Origin of the sequence: Pseudomonas sp. 3JA, from assembly GCF_036961705.1 — a bacterium.
Taxonomy (GTDB): Bacteria; Pseudomonadota; Gammaproteobacteria; order Pseudomonadales; family Pseudomonadaceae; genus Aquipseudomonas; species Aquipseudomonas fluorescens_Q.
In genome coordinates, this window is sequence record NZ_JBAMDJ010000025.1 from 42,691 (window position 1) to 57,722 (window position 15,032).

15 protein-coding genes and 1 pseudogene are annotated in these 15,032 nt (G+C 62.1%); 6 read left to right on the forward strand and 10 right to left on the reverse strand.

Annotated features, from left to right (window positions below):
• The first annotated feature begins 10 nt into the window (after window positions 1–10).
• The 4 genes from V7773_RS19440 (at window position 11) to V7773_RS19455 (ending at window position 3,336) form a co-directional block, all read left to right on the forward strand.
• Window positions 11–1,405: a COG3014 family protein gene (locus V7773_RS19440; protein WP_336074599.1), complete on the forward strand. Its 1,395-nt coding sequence runs from the start codon at window positions 11–13 to the stop codon at window positions 1,403–1,405.
• Between the two features lie 18 nt (window positions 1,406–1,423).
• On the forward strand, window positions 1,424–1,795 hold the full coding sequence (locus tag V7773_RS19445) for a YcfL family protein (RefSeq protein ID WP_336074600.1): 372 nt from the start codon (window positions 1,424–1,426) through the stop codon (window positions 1,793–1,795).
• Between the two features lie 206 nt (window positions 1,796–2,001).
• Window positions 2,002–2,589: a penicillin-binding protein activator LpoB gene (lpoB, locus tag V7773_RS19450; RefSeq protein WP_072343012.1), complete on the forward strand. Its 588-nt coding sequence runs from the start codon at window positions 2,002–2,004 to the stop codon at window positions 2,587–2,589.
• Window positions 2,590–2,592: 3 nt separating this feature from the next.
• Window positions 2,593–3,336, forward strand: a complete 744-nt coding sequence (locus tag V7773_RS19455) for a penicillin-binding protein activator LpoB (protein ID WP_336074602.1) — start codon at window positions 2,593–2,595, stop codon at window positions 3,334–3,336.
• A 142-nt stretch (window positions 3,337–3,478) separates the two neighbouring features.
• Here the strand turns inward: V7773_RS19455 and rhtB are convergent, their stop codons facing one another.
• The 3 genes from rhtB to V7773_RS19470 all read right to left on the reverse strand — a co-directional run bounded on the left by rhtB (window position 3,479) and on the right by V7773_RS19470 (window position 6,705).
• Window positions 3,479–4,111 carry a homoserine/homoserine lactone efflux protein gene (gene rhtB, locus V7773_RS19460; RefSeq protein WP_092148211.1) on the reverse strand — a complete coding sequence of 211 codons (633 nt, stop codon included), beginning with the start codon at window positions 4,109–4,111 and terminating at the stop codon, window positions 3,479–3,481.
• Window positions 4,112–4,213: 102 nt separating this feature from the next.
• Window positions 4,214–4,795 (reverse strand): mechanosensitive ion channel family protein, encoded by a 582-nt coding sequence (locus V7773_RS19465; RefSeq protein ID WP_092148214.1) that lies wholly within the window; start codon window positions 4,793–4,795, stop codon window positions 4,214–4,216.
• A complete protein-coding gene (locus V7773_RS19470) occupies window positions 4,795–6,705 on the reverse strand; it encodes an ATP-binding cassette domain-containing protein (protein ID WP_057449456.1) in 1,911 nt (636 codons plus the stop codon). The genes V7773_RS19465 and V7773_RS19470 overlap by 1 nt, the downstream gene beginning before the upstream one ends.
• 50 nt (window positions 6,706–6,755) lie before the next feature.
• On the opposite strand from V7773_RS19470, the gene V7773_RS19475 reads away from it, so the two are divergent.
• Window positions 6,756–7,220: a TIGR02444 family protein gene (locus V7773_RS19475; RefSeq protein WP_336074603.1), complete on the forward strand. Its 465-nt coding sequence runs from the start codon at window positions 6,756–6,758 to the stop codon at window positions 7,218–7,220.
• On the opposite strand, the gene V7773_RS19480 is transcribed toward V7773_RS19475, so the two are convergent.
• Window positions 7,217–8,416 carry an AlgP family protein gene (locus V7773_RS19480; RefSeq protein ID WP_336074605.1) on the reverse strand — a complete coding sequence of 400 codons (1,200 nt, stop codon included), beginning with the start codon at window positions 8,414–8,416 and terminating at the stop codon, window positions 7,217–7,219. The genes V7773_RS19475 and V7773_RS19480 overlap by 4 nt on opposite strands.
• Before the next feature lie 191 nt (window positions 8,417–8,607).
• Between V7773_RS19480 and V7773_RS19485 the strand changes: the two genes are divergently transcribed.
• Entirely contained in the window at window positions 8,608–9,273 is a 666-nt protein-coding gene (locus V7773_RS19485; protein ID WP_092148223.1) for an FKBP-type peptidyl-prolyl cis-trans isomerase, read from the forward strand.
• Window positions 9,274–9,332: 59 nt separating this feature from the next.
• On the opposite strand, the gene V7773_RS19490 is transcribed toward V7773_RS19485, so the two are convergent.
• The 6 genes and pseudogenes from V7773_RS19490 to hemC form a co-directional block, all read right to left on the reverse strand.
• Window positions 9,333–9,791, reverse strand: a complete 459-nt coding sequence (locus V7773_RS19490; RefSeq protein ID WP_003206770.1) for an Rsd/AlgQ family anti-sigma factor — start codon at window positions 9,789–9,791, stop codon at window positions 9,333–9,335.
• 174 nt (window positions 9,792–9,965) lie between these two features.
• Window positions 9,966–10,508, reverse strand: a complete 543-nt coding sequence (locus tag V7773_RS19495; RefSeq protein WP_092148226.1) for a disulfide bond formation protein B — start codon at window positions 10,506–10,508, stop codon at window positions 9,966–9,968.
• A 396-nt stretch (window positions 10,509–10,904) separates the two neighbouring features.
• Window positions 10,905–12,152 carry a heme biosynthesis protein HemY gene (locus tag V7773_RS19500; protein ID WP_072343040.1) on the reverse strand — a complete coding sequence of 416 codons (1,248 nt, stop codon included), beginning with the start codon at window positions 12,150–12,152 and terminating at the stop codon, window positions 10,905–10,907.
• The gene (locus tag V7773_RS19505; RefSeq protein WP_336074633.1) at window positions 12,149–13,282 is read right to left on the reverse strand and encodes a uroporphyrinogen-III C-methyltransferase; all 1,134 of its coding nucleotides are present in this window, start codon (window positions 13,280–13,282) and stop codon (window positions 12,149–12,151) included. Before V7773_RS19505 ends, V7773_RS19500 begins: the two co-directional genes overlap by 4 nt.
• Before the next feature lie 36 nt (window positions 13,283–13,318).
• Window positions 13,319–14,065, reverse strand: a pseudogene (locus tag V7773_RS19510) (uroporphyrinogen-III synthase); the annotation flags it as partial.
• Window positions 14,062–15,003 (reverse strand): hydroxymethylbilane synthase, encoded by a 942-nt coding sequence (gene hemC, locus V7773_RS19515; RefSeq protein ID WP_063323841.1) that lies wholly within the window; start codon window positions 15,001–15,003, stop codon window positions 14,062–14,064. The gene hemC and the pseudogene V7773_RS19510, both read right to left, overlap by 4 nt.
• Window positions 15,004–15,032 lie beyond the last annotated feature (29 nt).

The following is a 15,032-nucleotide window of genomic DNA, read 5'->3' on the forward strand; positions in this document are numbered from 1 at the left end:
AGAAATGTTCATGGCATCCCGTGCCGTTTTTTCGATCGCCCTCGGTGCGATCACCTTGTTGTCCGGCTGTTCGGCCTTTCGCAACTACGACAGCGAATTGGCCCAGACCAACCAGCAACTGGCTTCCGGCAACGTCGACGCCGCATTGACGCTGCTGGAAAAGAACAACACCAGCCAGGACAAGGACCTGCTGTATTACTTCGAGAAAGGTGAGCTGCTGCGCGCCAAGGGCGACCTGTCCGGCAGCCAGACGGCCTGGACCAGCGCCGACCAACAGGTTGGCCAATGGGAAGATGCGGTCAAGCTCGACACGGCCAAGTACCTGGCCCAGTTCGGCAGCTTCCTGGTCAACGATAAAGTCCGCCGCTACGAAGGCTACGATTACGAAAAGGTCATGCTGACCACGCAGATGGCCCTGAACCTGCTGGCGGTGAATGACTTCGACGGCGCACGGACCCAGATCAAGAAGACCCACGAACGCGAAGCGGTGATCGCCGACCTGCGGGACAAGGAATACCTCAAGCGCGAGGAAGAAGCCGAGAAACAAGGGGTCAAGACCGAATACAAGGACCTTCAGGGTTACCCGGTGGCCAGCCTCGACGCCCCGGAAGTGGTCAGCCTCAAGAACAGTTACCAGAGCGCGTTCAGCCATTACCTGGCCGGTTTCGTCTACGAAGCCCTGGGTGAAAAGGACCTGGCCGCACCGGGTTATCGCAAGGCCGCCGAACTGCGCCCCAACACACCGCTGCTGGAGCAGGCCCTGCGTGACCTCGACAAGCCCGCCGCCAAGAGCGACGACAGCGACATCCTGATCGTGGTGCAGAGTGGCCTGGCGCCGTCCAGGGACTCGATCCGCATTCCCTTGCCTTTGCCAATCAGCGGCAACCTGGTCATCACGCCGTTGTCGTTCCCACTGATCAAGCCCGACACTTCCACGGCCACCTTCGGCCAGATCGGTGTCGACGGCCGCCAGCTGGACCTGACCCAACTCAACAGCACCACCGCCATGTCCCGTCGGGCCCTGCGCGACGACATGCCGGGCATCATCCTGCGCACCACCGTGCGCGCCGTCACCCGTGGCGTGGCGCAAAAGCAGATCAACGACACCAATCCCCTGGCCGGCCTGGCCGTCGGCCTCACGTCGGCCGTACTCGAAGGTGCCGATACCCGAACCTGGCGCACCCTGCCCGACTACACCCAGGTGGTGCGCCTGCGCCTGAAGAAAGGCGAGCACCAGGTCACCTTGCCAAGCGCGGTGGGCGGCTCGGTGGTCAAGGTCACCGTCGACCAGCGCTACCAGGTCATCAGCCTGCGTGCGGTGGGTAATCAGGTGTTCGCCGGTGGCCTGGCGGCCCAGGTGATGCCAAGCGCCAACCCGACCGCCATTGCCCTCAAGCAACCTTAAGAACGGAGTCTTGTTCACATGCGTTTAAAACTGATCGCCGTTGGCGCCCTGGCCCTGCTGGCCGGTTGCGCCACCCCGCCGCCTCCGGAACCGGGCAGCGCCGCCAGCAAGGTCGTGGCGATGGGCAAGACCAAGAACATCGTGGTCGGCGCCATGCGCGTGGCCCGGGAAAACGGCTACATGACCGTCAATGTCCAGTTGAGCAATACCAGCTACAACAACAAGACGATGTATTACCGCTTTGCCTGGCTCGGACCGGAAGGCTTTCCGATCGCCGAGGAAGAAACCTGGAAAAGCCTGACGCTGTATGGCGAACAGACCGGTTTCCTGCCAGCCATCGCACCGACCCCCAAGGCGGTGGATTTCCGTTTGGAAATCAATACTCCTTGAGCCTGATCCCGGTCGGTCAAGCCAACACCAGACCTGTGGCGAGGGAGCTTGCTCCCGCTCGGTTGCGCAGCGACCGCAAGATCTTGGGGCCGCTTCGCGACCCAGCGGGAGCAAGCTCCCTCGCCACGGGGATCGCCGGCACAAGTTCCTTTACTGATCGGCATCAAGCCTTAGCCCCATTTCATTCAGTTTTCGAGAGCACCCACATGTTCGTACGCATTTCCTCCATCGCCCTCGCCGCCCTGCTGGTCAGCGGTTGCGCCAACAACTCGCCGGTCCTGGGCAACAAGAACATCAGCTACGGCGACACCAAGGCCGTGGAAACCGTGACCAACGAGTTCGGTTCCACCGACCTGCAAATGATCGCCGAGTCCATGACCCGCTCCCTGGCCCAGTCCGGCATCCTGCAGGGTCGCCCGGTGGTCCAGGTCTATGACGTGAAGAACAAGACCAGCGAATACATCGACACCCGTGAAATCACCACCAGCATCAAGACCCAGCTGATGAAGACCGGCGCTGCTCGCTTCGCCAGCGACAACACCGCCATGGACAGCCAGGTCGATCAGCTCAAGCTGCAGAACCAGAGCGGCCTGTACAAGAAAAGCACCGTGGCCAAGACCGGCAACATGATCGCTGCCAAGTACCGCCTCGAAGGCTCCATCAGCTCGATCGTCAAGCGCAGCAGCGACTACAAGGACGTCTTCTACAAATTCAGCCTGCAATTGATCGACGTCGAAAGCGGTCTGGCCGAGTGGATGGACGAAAAAGAAATCCGCAAGACCACGGAGCGTTAAGCCATGCGCACATGGATAGGTATCATGGCCCTGGCCTGCGCATTTGGCGCGCAGGCGGCCCCGAAAGTCGCAGTGACCGACCTTGCATACCAGGAGCGGGTGGAGGAATACATCCACACCGTCTCAGCGCAGAGCAACTTCCAGGCGAACCCTTACAGCGCCAGCGCTTCCTCGAGCTACGACGAGATGGAAGCCACCAGCAGCTATATCGAGCAGGGCGAACTGCGCAAGTTCACGGGTGACATCAAGGGCGAGATCCTGCGCAGCGGGATGTTCCAGCTGACCCAGGGCACGCCCTACACGGCGGCGTCCAAGGGCGACGTCTATGACGTGATCAAGCGCATCAAGGCCGGGAACTTCAAGGGTGCCGACTACGTGCTGTTCGGCACGGTGTCGGACATCGACTTCACCCGCGACATCAACGAGCTGGCCAATACCGACAGCTATTCGGCCGTACTGGCGCTGACCTTGGTGGCAGACTTCAGCCTGATCAACACCAAGACCTACGAAATCACCTCGGCCTTTACGGCCATGGGCGAAGGCCAGGACACCAAGTTGTTGAACCACCGGGACGTGCGCATCAGCCTCAACCGGCCGCGGGTGGTGCGCGATGTGTCCAAGGCCCTGGGGGAAGACGTGGCGCGGCAACTGAGCGAACAGCTCGGCGGCCCGAGCTATCAACAGCCCGGCGAGCCGATGCAGCGCAATAATCTGCCCCGGGATACCGCGCCGGTGATCTTGCGCTGAGCCACGCCGCAGGGATGGTAGGTGCTTTTTGTGGCGAGGGAGCTTGCTCCCGCTCGGTTGCGCAGCAACCGCCAAAAACCAGGGCTGCTTCGCAGCCCAGCGGGAGCAAGCTCCCTCGCCACAGGTGTTGTGTATAAGCCGGTTACACCGCAGCCTTGCGAATCGTCGCGAGCAAGCCCGCCGCCCCGATGAACAGGCCAGCAAACGTGCGGTTCATGCGCCGTTGCTGCTTCGGTGTACGCAACAGGCGCAGGACTTTGGACGCCAACCCGGTGTACCCGGCCATGACGATGAGATCGACGACGATCATGGTGACGCCCAGGATCAGGTATTGCTGGATCAATGGTGCATGGGGATTGATGAACTGTGGCAACACCGCCAGCATGAACACCAGCGCCTTGGGGTTGCTGATGTTGACCAGGAAGCCACGAAACACCAGCGCCAAAGGGTTACCGATAGGCCGCACGACGGAGTCATCGCTGATATCGCCAGGGATGGCTCGCCACTGTTTGATACCCAAGTAAACCAGATAGGCCACGCCGAACCACTTGATCGCATAGAACGCGGTGGCCGAGGCCGTGAGGATAGCGCCAACACCGGCGGCGACGATCACGATTTGCAGCGCCAGGCCCAGTTGCAGGCCCAGGGCATTCCAGTAACCGCGCCAAAACCCGTAGCGCAAGCCACTGGACATCGATGCAATGGCACCGGCGCCCGGGGAAAGACTGATCACCCAACAGGCGGCGAAAAACGCCAGCCATGTTTCCAGCACCATTGCACACCTCGGCTCGGATTCGTCGAAAACGACTAAGCTAATGCGCCGCTGAAGGATTGACCATCGCTTTTTTGCAAAAAAAAGCCAATCGGCGAGGCCGGATTATTCGACGAACCCACCCACCGGAAACGCTTCGCTGCCACGCCAGCGCCGTACCGAACGCTGGAAGAACAGGCTGTTGGGTACTTGCACCATGGCACTGCCGGTGCCGAGTTCCTCGGGTTCGATCAGCGTGGTGTACAGCAGATTGATCGCCACCACACGTCCCTTGATGCCGGGCTTATCGGTGGTGTCCACCAGCTCGACCACATCGCCCAGGCGAAACGGTCCGACGGTGTAGATCAACACGGCGCAGAACAGGTTGGACAGCACGCTCCAGATGGCGAAGAACGCCACCGCCGCCACCGCCACGAAACCCGAGATTGCCGTCCAGAGTACCGTGGCCGAGACACCCAGGCGCTCCAGCGCCACCAGTACGGCGCTGCCCATGATCAGCCAGCGCAGCACACCGCGCAGGATGATCACCAATTGCGTCGGCAGTGGGTAGCGCTCGCCGAGGCCCGTGAGCGCACGCGCAACGAACCGTTGGGCGACATATCCCACCAACAGGATCAGCAGGATTTGCACACCCAGCCAGATCGGCTCGATCCACATGACGGGTATAGGCAACGCCAACGCTTCCATCAGGACAACGCCTCCAGCTCCGCTTGCAGGTTTTCCAGCAGTTCCAGCGCTTGCATCCAAGCCTCCTCGAGTTCCGCTTCCCGAACTTTCAGCTTGGCCTGCTCGGCCAGCAGGTCGCGCAACTCATCTTTGCGCGCCGCCTCGTAGAGACCACTGTCGCCAAGGCTGGTTTCGATCTTTTGCAGTTTTTCATGCAGCTTGCCCAACTCGGCTTCGAGTTTGTCGGCCTCACGCTTGTGCGGTGCCAGTTGCTGGCGCAATGCGGCGGCGGCCTGGCGCTGGGCTTTCTTGTCGGTCTTGTCCGGGTTGACCGGCGTGCTGCTGACCGGCGCGTTGCGCTGGCGGTATTCCACCAGCCAACGGGCGTAGTCTTCCAGGTCGCCATCGAACTCCTCGACTTTGCCGTCGGCCACCAGGAAGAAATTATCCGTGGTGCTCTTGAGCAAATGCCGATCGTGGGACACCACCAGCACCGCGCCACTGAATTCCTGCAAGGCCATGGTCAGGGCCAGGCGCATTTCCAGGTCCAGGTGGTTGGTCGGTTCGTCGAGCAGCAACAGGTTCGGCCGCCCCCAGGCGATCAGTGCCAACGCCAGGCGTGCCTTTTCGCCACCGGAGAAATTCAGCACCGGCTCGTCGATGCGCGCCCCGCGGAAATCGAAACCGCCGAGGAAATCCCGCAGGGTCTGCTCGCGCTCGGTCGGTGCCAGGCGTTGCAGGTGCAACAGCGGGCTGGCCTTGGAGTCCAGGGAATCGAGCTGATGCTGGGCGAAGTAGCCGACCACCGTGTTCTCGCCCCGGGTCAGGCGCCCGGCCAGAGGCTCGAGTTCACCGGAAAGGTTCTTGATCAGGGTCGACTTACCGGCACCGTTGGGGCCCAGCAGACCAATCCGCGCACCCGGGGTCAGTTGCAGCTTGACCTTCTCCAGCACGGTCTTGTCGCCATACCCCAGGCGCGCGTCGGACAGGTCGATCAACGGGCTGGAAATCTTGGTCGATTCGCGGAAGACAAAATCGAACGGTGAATCGACGTGGGCCGCCGACAGCTCTTCCATCCGCTCCAATGCCTTGATCCGGCTCTGGGCCTGGCGGGCCTTGGTGGCCTGGGCCTTGAAGCGGGCGATGTAGCTTTCCATGTGCGCACGTTGCGCCTGCTGCTTCTCGTAGGCCTGCTGTTGCTGGGCCAGGCGTTCGGCACGCGCGCGTTCGAAGGCGCTGTAACCGCCACGGTACAAGGTGAGCTTGCGCTGATCGACATGGGCCACGTGATCCACCACCGCGTCGAGGAAATCACGGTCGTGAGAAATCAGCAGCAGCGTGCCCGGGTAACTCTTGAGCCAGTCTTCGAGCCAGATGATGGCGTCGAGGTCCAAGTGGTTGGTCGGCTCATCGAGCAACAGCAGGTCCGAAGGACACATCAAGGCCTGGGCCAAGTTCAGGCGCATCCGCCAGCCACCGGAGAAGTCCCCGACCTGACGATCCATCTGCTCATTGGTAAAGCCCAGGCCGGCGAGCAATTTGCGCGCACGGGCATCGGCGGTGTAGCCGTCGGCACTGTCGAGTTCCGCGTGCAGACGGGCCTGTGCGGCACCGTCGTGGGCCGCTTCGGCCGCAGCCAGGTCGCGTTGCACCTGGCGTAGGCGCAGGTCGCCATCGAGCACGTAGTCCACCGCCAGACGCTCGAGGGTGTCGACCTCCTGGCGCATGTGGGCGATGCGCCAATCAGCCGGCAACAGGCAATCACCCGAGTCCGGGTGCAGCTCGCCTCGCAGCAAGGCGAACAGGCTCGATTTGCCGGCGCCGTTGGCACCGATGAGGCCGGCTTTGTGGCCGGCGTGCAGGGTCAGCTCGGCGTCTTCTAGCAGACGTTGCGGGCCACGCTGTAAAGTCAGGTTCTGAAGTCGGATCATAATGGCGGCGGAGTCTACCAGCTTCGCTCGCAACTGGCGCGAGTAGCACGATGTCCCCAGACCTGTGGAGCTTTTCCCTCGACCTCTATGCCAAGCCTGGCGTAGAGCCTGCGTGCCTGACGCTGCAGAGCGCCGGTGTCAATGTCTGCCTGCTGCTTTGTGGACTGTGGCTGGAACGACGCGGCGTGGCCTGCAATGAACAACGGCTGCAACAGCTTCGACAATTGACCGAGCCTTGGGAGGCAGAGGTGGTAAGGCCCTTGCGCGTACTTCGCAGCCAGTGGAAGACCGGTGCCCGGCAAGACACGGCACTCGATAGCCTGCGCGAACAGGTCAAGCGACTGGAATTGGAAGCCGAACGACGATTGCTGGAACGATTGCAGGCGGCGGCCGAGGATTGGCCTGAGGAACAATGGAATGATTCAGCGCTATGGCTGCAAGGGCTGGTGGCGAGTGCCGACCCAGCGAACCGCGACGCGCTGCATCAGCTACGCGTCGCGGTGTCCGGCACTTAGGAAGCGCTGGTTGGGGTGCTGCTAGTGGTCGGCGCAACGGCGGCTGGGCTGGTCGCCGAGGCCGGAGTGCTGGCGGTAGGCGCAGGCGTCGCGGTCGGAGCCGGTGTCGCTGGCTTGGCGGCTGGCGCAGTCGCAGGTTTTGCAGCGGCTGGCTTTTTCACGGCCGGTTTAGCGGCGGGCTTGGCGGCAGCTGGCTTGGCCGTAGCGGCGGGTTTGGCAGCCGTTGGCTTCGCTGCAGCAGGCTTCGCGGCAGCAGGCTTGGCAGCGGCTGGTTTGGCAGCGGGTTTAGCCGCCACTTTGGTAGGCGCTTTGGCAGCGACGGGCTTGGCAGCCGTTTTCGCAACAGGCTTGGCCGCGGCCGTTTTGGTTGCCGCAGGCTTGGCAGCAGGTTTGGCGGCAGCAGGTTTGGCAGTGGCTTTTACCGCCGCTTTGGCAGCCGGTTTAGCAGCAGCGGTTTTCGTCGCGGCAGGTTTTGCGGCGGCGGTTTTAGCGGCAGGCTTGGCTACAACTTTTGTTGCAGGCTTAGCGGCAGGCTTAGCAGCGGCTTTTACAGCAGGCTTGGCAGCGGCAGGTTTAGCGGCCGCCGTTTTTGCGGCAGGCTTGGCAGCAGCAGCCTTGGCGACTGGTTTTTTTGCCGCAGGTTTTGCAGCGCTGGCAGCGACGGGTTTGGCAGCCGGCTTGCTGGCCGCCTTGGCCGGTGCTTTGGCGGCAGGCTTGGCAGCGACTTTGGCCGGAGCTTTTGCCGCGACGGGTTTAGCCGCCGGCTTCTTGGCCGATACAGCGGCAGGCTTGGCAGCACGAAGCGTCAGCGCCTTGCCTGCGGCTTCCTGCACGCGACCGACACCCTGGGCCAATTTCAGGCTTTCCTGGGCATCACGCTTGAGTTGCAGAATGTAGGTGCGGGTCTCGGACTGACGATCCTTCAAGGCATCGAGCAGGTCTTCGAGTTCTTTCACGACATCTTTGGCCTTGGCTTGCGCCTTGGCCTTGCCAGCGGTGGCTGCGTCTTGCAACTTGGTGCGCGACTTGTGCAGTTTTTCCTGCGCTTTGCCGCGTTGTTTCTCAAGTTTGGCGAGCAGTTTTTCAGCATCAGCCAGGGCTTGGGAGCAGGCATTTTCCAGATGTTCGAGCAGGCTGCCCGAGAGTTGTTGGAGCAAGTGCAACGGAGTGTTTACAGGCTTCTTGGTGGCCGACATGGTTTACCTCCTGACTGACGTGAGTGCGGCTCATACTAGACCTCTGCTTCAACCGCCGCTAGGGCATGTTGACAGTACACAAGACGTTGCGTTGCAAGGGACGAAAAATCTTCTGCGCCAGTGCCTTGGCAATCCACCTCTATAGATGTCGGCACTGGCATAATTCCTCGATTCGAGGCCGGAGAGCACACATGTCGCGTCACCTGTTTTTATTCCTGTGCATGGTTTGCTCCACGGTCCAGGCCGTTGAAAAAACCAGCGCAAACGATGCCCACGATTTGGCTTATAGCCTGGGCGCAAGCCTCGGCGAACGCCTGCGCCAGGACGTGCCGGACCTGCAGATCAAAGCCTTGGTCGAAGGCTTGCAACAGGCCTACCTGGGCAAGCCGCTGGCCCTCAAGGATGAACGCATCGAACAGATCCTGGCCGAGCACCAGGCACGACTGAATTCGCAATCGACAACGCCACAGATCGAAGCCGCGTTGAAAACGGAGCAGAAATTTCTCAATGAAGAAAAGAACCGTCCAGGCGTCCAGCAACTCGCAGACGGCATCCTGCTGACCGAGATCAAGCCAGGCCACGGCGCGAAGGCCGGCCCTCACGGCAAGGTCCAGGTGCTGTATACCGGTCGATTGCCGGACGGCACCGTATTCGATTCCAACCACCAGGCACAATGGTTCAACCTCGACAGCGTGATTGACGGCTGGCGCAGTGCATTGCCGCAAATGCCGGTAGGCGCAAAATGGCGGTTGGTGATTCCGTCGACCCTGGCCTATGGCGCCGAAGGGGCGGGAGATGTGATCCCGCCATTCACGCCACTGGTGTTTGAAATCGAATTGCTGGGCGCGACGACCTGACGCCGACTCAATAAAAAACGGTGCGCAATGCGCACCGTTTTTTCATGACCGCGAAACCCTCAGGCCTGGACCGCGGCTTCTTCCTTGTGAGCGTTGTGCAGCACTTCGATCAGGCAGTCTTCCAGTTCGAAACGTTCGTGCAGCAAGCCGCCCAGCTCCTTGAATTTTTCCGCTACGCACTTGCCTTCATCGCACAGGTCGTTGAACGCCAGCAGCTTTTCGGTGATGACGTCGATACGCGGGTAGATCTGCTCGGCCAGTTCCAGGCCGCGCTTGTCGTTGAAGGCCTTGGCCTCGCCCGTCAGTTGTTCGTATATCTCGAAATGACCGGCAGACACATAGTCGACCAGCACACCGCAGAACTCCTGCAAGGGTTTGCGGCTTTCGCTCAGCGCTTCAGGCTTATCGCCGAGGGCATCGTAGGCCCGAACCAGTTCGTGACGCTCCTGCAACCAGCGATCGATCAGCAGATGCACCCCACCCCAGCGTTCCTGAGCATTCTGACAACTTTCGAGCATGGTGATTTCTTCCCTTGTGAGTCATGCCACTCGCAGCCTGTGCACGCCTGATGATCAGGGACAAGCCAGACACAACATGATCGAGCGGCACAATTCCAATAACACGTGCGGGCCAGATTATGCCCGCACGACAATGGCTTCAAGGTACGCAGGAGATAAAGTTCATACAAGTGTTTAATCCACGGCCCGGAGCATCTGCGACGTATCGCCGCTGAGCGGTCGTACCAGAGCACTCCAGGCAAGGCGCAGCAGTAGATAGGCCATCGCGCTGGACACCGCGAGAAAAAACAACAGGCTCCATTCGGGGATACTCAGGTCGAACAGCGTCCAGGTGATATTCGCGCAATCGACCGCGCCGTCGAGGACGCGATGCAACGCGCACCACCACGAATCCATCAGCTTGGGCTGGGCAACACAATCAGGAAACGGCTCGAACGAATGGCTTTGCATCAAGACCTGACGCCATGCCAGGGTCATTCCCCCCGTCGCAAAAACCAACCCTGCCGCACCATAGAAGAGACTGCCTCTTTGGCCTGGACCGTGTACGCATGCCACAAGGCTGTTCACCAGGAACAGCGTCAGGCACAACCGCTGCAAGACACACAGGCTGCAAGGCGTCAGGCCGACCGAATACTCCAGATAAGTGGCAATGCCCAAAGCCAGGGCTGCGGCGATGGAAGCCATGAAAAACAAGAAGCGTGAGCTGGCCAAAGACATGGCGGATCCGTAACAGAAGAGACAAGCAGTTACGGTAGAGGAAAGCCCTCGGGCCTTTCAAGGCAGGCCCGCGCAGACACTTCACCAGGGATGTAGGGAATTCCCGACAGGCCAAAGAGGATACAGCGCGATGGGCTGTAGGACTTTACTGACGGCATGAGCAAAGCCCCAAAACCAGGGCGGTATTCGCAACCCTTCGCTCACGGCCGACACTGAACCTGTGGCGAGGGGATTTATCCCCGCTGGGCTGCGAGGCAGCCCTAAAGCCTGGCGCCGTGCGTGCTGTATCAGATTTTCATCGAGCCCAAGCTTCAAAGGGCCGCTTCGCAGCCCAACGGGGATAAATCCCCTCGCCACAAGGGTTCATACCATTTTCAAGAATGAGTCATGCCCCTCTCAAGTGGACAACACCTGAGCCGGAACCGGCAACGGTGCGGCCAGCAGGCGCTCGTCCAGCAGCCCCAATCCCTCCTGGAACAACTGGTTGCTGCGCTCGGCATCGCCCAGTTGCGCCAGCAATCGCGCCAGTTCAGCACAGGCTTCGGGGTTGCGTTGGACGCGCAAGCTGCTTTCCAGATAGTCCCGCGCCTTGCCCCACAAACTGTTCTGCAGGCATAGGCGCCCCAGGGTCAGCAGCAGGCTTGGATCCGCCGGATGATCCTTGAGCCAGCCTTCGGCCGTTTGCAACTGGCGGATCGGATCATTGCCTCGAACCAACCCGTACAGGCGCGCCAGATGGCTGTCATAGTGACGCTTGAGCGCACTTCGCAGTACCTCTTCGGCCTCGACCTGGGCTCCCAACTGACGCAACTGCTCGGCATAGGCCAGCACCAGCGCCGACTCCTGGCGCTGCGCGGAGGTCAGTTGTTGCCAGGCGCGATTGAGCGACTGCAAACCGACGCTGCCGTCCTCCTCACGGTGGGCTGCCAGGGTGAGGTTTTCACCCCAGGCACGACGTTCCAGTTCCGCCAGTTCAGCGGGTGGCAGGACCTTGTCCTTGCGCAGCTCCGGCAACAGCCGGATCAATGCCGACCAGTCGCCGCGCTGCTGATGCAGTCGTTGCAGTTGGCGCAGGACCTGGACGTTATGGGGATGCCGCTCATGCATGGCCTGGAGCGTGGTCAACGCGCCGTCGGTGTCGCCTCGGTCCGTCTGCAGTTGCGCGTGCGTAAGGGCAATGGCCAGTTCCGCCTGGGGCTGACGCTCCAGGGCGCGCTCGAGCAAACTGTCGCTCTGTTCGTAGAGGCCTTGTTCGTTGGCCGCACGGGCGGCGCCGAGGTAATACAGCAGCGGCTGGCGCTCGGCTTCGGCAGCACGATGCAGATGTCGTTGGGCACTGGCCCAGCGACCTTCGGCCAGGTCCAACTGGCCGTGCTCGATCGCCACTTGCACCCGCCGGCTGCGGTTGCGCCGCGACCACGGGTTGACCACGCCGCTCGACGTAGTCACCAGCCCGATCAGTGCCCTCAGGCCTCGCCACACCAGCCAGAGCACCGCCACCAGCGCCAGGGTGACCCAAAGGCCAGCTTCATAACGGAAGTTCTTGTACGCCACCAGCACGTAACCCGAATGCTCGGCAATCGCCACGCCCAGCAAGGCAGCGGCAGCGATGACCACGAACAGAATCACGTAGAGACGCTTCATGGCGTGGCCTCCTGCGCGCCAGGCGCGGGCAGCGGCTTGACCGATTCCTGGGCATTGAGGTTGCGGCGCTCAAGGTAAGCCTGGACGCTGCTCAGCGTGCCCGTCAGGTCCGGGGTGACCACCGTCACCGGCTGCTTGGACAGCTCGACCACGCGCTCGAGCATGATCTTGCTTTGCGGGTTGTCCTGGTTGAAGTTGTTCTTCAACACGTCCCGAGCCTCGGTCAGCGCCTGGGTGTAGACCGGCGCCTGACCATTGAGGGCGGCCCATTGCGCCTGCTCCAGCGCCAGGCTCAAGGCCAGGCGCACTTGCACGAGGCTTTGCCCGGCCAGCAGCGGACGAACATTTTCATCGGCGTTGAAGTCGATACGGATATAGCGCGAGATCTGGTCCCACCACTGCGCCCAACGACTGGCACCATCGCCGTCGGCGGTCAGGCCCAGCAGGGATTCACCGCGGTCCTTGTACTCGGGCGCCAATTCGGTCAGCTCCAGGACCTGGTCACGCAAGGCGCCCAGTTGCAGGAACAGCCCGGTGCGATCCGGTTGCTCGGTGCTGCGCAACGCGGCGAGGGTCTTGGCCAGTTGCTCGCGGGCGGCGAACGAACCGGGGTCGTTCTGCTCGCACAGGATTTCGTCAGCCCCCTGGACCAGCGCCTGGGCACTGTTGATGTCCTGCAGGGCGGAAAGACGCAGGCTGGCCAGGCGCAACAAGTGCTCGGCCTCCGCCAGGCGCCAATCCTTGCGGCTGGCACCGAGCACGGTTTCCAGGCGCTGGTTCAGGTGCTGCTGGTCACTTTGCAACTGGGCCACCAGGCGCCGCCGCCCCTCCAGCTCTTCGGCCGGAGGCAATTGCGCCAGGCGCTCGCTCAGGCGTTGCTCGTTGAGCTTGAGGCTCTGGGCCTGGTCATTCAGCGCCTGGACCTGGGCAGACTGCTGCTGGTTATTGGTTTGCAGGTGACGCACCTGCCACACGCCCCAACCGCCCACGGCCACGCCAGCGGCCCCGAGCAGCAATGCAACTATGGCCAACCCGTTGCCGCGACGCGGCGCCACCGGGGGCGGAGTTTCAACCGGCGCATCGATCGCTGGCTGGTCTAGATCTTCTTTTGGCAAGGCTGTTTCGCTCACGTATCCATCCTTTGCATTAGAAAACGGCACGGAGTGTTCCCGTAACGCCGCCAGCAAAGCCGCGGCATTGGCGCCACGACAATCCACAACTGTTCGGGCCCCGGCGGCACGCGCCATCTCGGCAACCCTTGGGCTTGGAACAAACAACGGTAACCGCGCCAAGGCCGGCCACGCATCGCCGGCCAGCCGCTGCAGATGCTCGAAGCCCTGCCCACTGCTGACCACCAGTGCGTTCAAGTGTTCCGCTTCGACTTTCGCCGGCAACGCCCCTTCGCCGTAATCGGGCAAGTGGCGGCGGTACAATTCCAGATAATCGACACTAGCACCTTGCTCGCGCAAACGCTCTGCCAGCAAGCCACGCCCGCCTTCACCGCGCACGATCAAAACCTTGGGGTCGGGCCGCGCAACAGCCTGGCGCAAGACCAGGTGTTCCAGCAAGGCTTCGCTGTCATCGCCGTTATCGGGATAAAACACCGTGAGGCCGGCATCGACGAGAATCTGTCCGGTGGCCGCCCCCACGCTGAACCATGGTTGGTCTGGAGGCTGGGGCCAGTATTGGCGCAGCAACTCGACGCACAGGCGTGCGGCCGGTTTGCTGACGACGATCACGGCAGAGTATTGGTCCAGCACCTGGAGTATCGCCCGCCCGGCATCGGACAGCGGGACCGGCTCGATATCCAGCAAGGGCAGGCTGCTGCTGTAGATCCCCGCTTCGGCCAGGACAGCCGCCAGCGCCGACGACTCGTCCGCCGGCCGGGTGAGCAACAGCCGCCAACCCGTCACGTGTGGCCGGCCTCGCCATAGACGGCCTTGAGGATGTCGGCGGCGCCCTGGCTCAACAGATCCTCGGCCACCCGCACGCCCAACGCCTCGGCATCGTGGCGCGGCGCCCGGGCGTCGGCGCTGAGCAGCCGGCCACCGTTGGGATCCCCCACCAGGCCACGCAACCAGACCTGTTCGCCTTCCAGCACGGCGTAACAGGCGATCGGCACTTGGCAACCGCCATTGAGGTGTTTGTTAAGGGCGCGCTCGGCGAATACCCGCGTAGCGGTGTCTTCATGGTGCAGCGGCGCCAGCAAGGCATGGATGTCGCTGTCGGCGCTACGGCACTCGATGCCCACCGCCCCTTGTCCACCGGCCGGCAGGCTGTCGTCGACGCTGATGGCCGAGGTGATGCGATCTTCAAAGCCCAGGCGGATCAGGCCGGCGGCGGCGAGAATGATCGCGTCGTACTCACCGGCATCGAGCTTGGCCAGGCGCGTATTGACGTTACCGCGCAGGAAACGGATTTGCAGGTCCGGGCGGCGAGTCAGCAACTGTGCCTGGCGACGCAGGCTGGAAGTCCCCACCACGCTCCCGGCGGGCAGTGCGTCAAGACTGGAGAACGTGTTGGAGACGAACGCATCGCGGGGGTCTTCCCGCTCGCAGATGCAAAACAGGCCCAGGCCTTCGGGGAAGTCCATGGGCACGTCTTTCATCGAATGCACGGCGATGTCGGCTTCGTTGTCCAGCAACGCGGTTTCCAGTTCCTTGACGAACAGGCCCTTGCCGCCGATCTTCGACAGCGGCGAATCCAGCAGCTTGTCACCGCGACTGACCATGGGCACCAGGGTCACGATCAGGCCGGGATGGGCCGCTTCCAGGCGGGCTTTGACGTATTCGGCCTGCCAGAGGGCCAAGGCACTTTTACGGGTGGCGATGCGGATCTCGCGAGGGGACATGGATCAATCCGTACTTAAAAGATACGGCA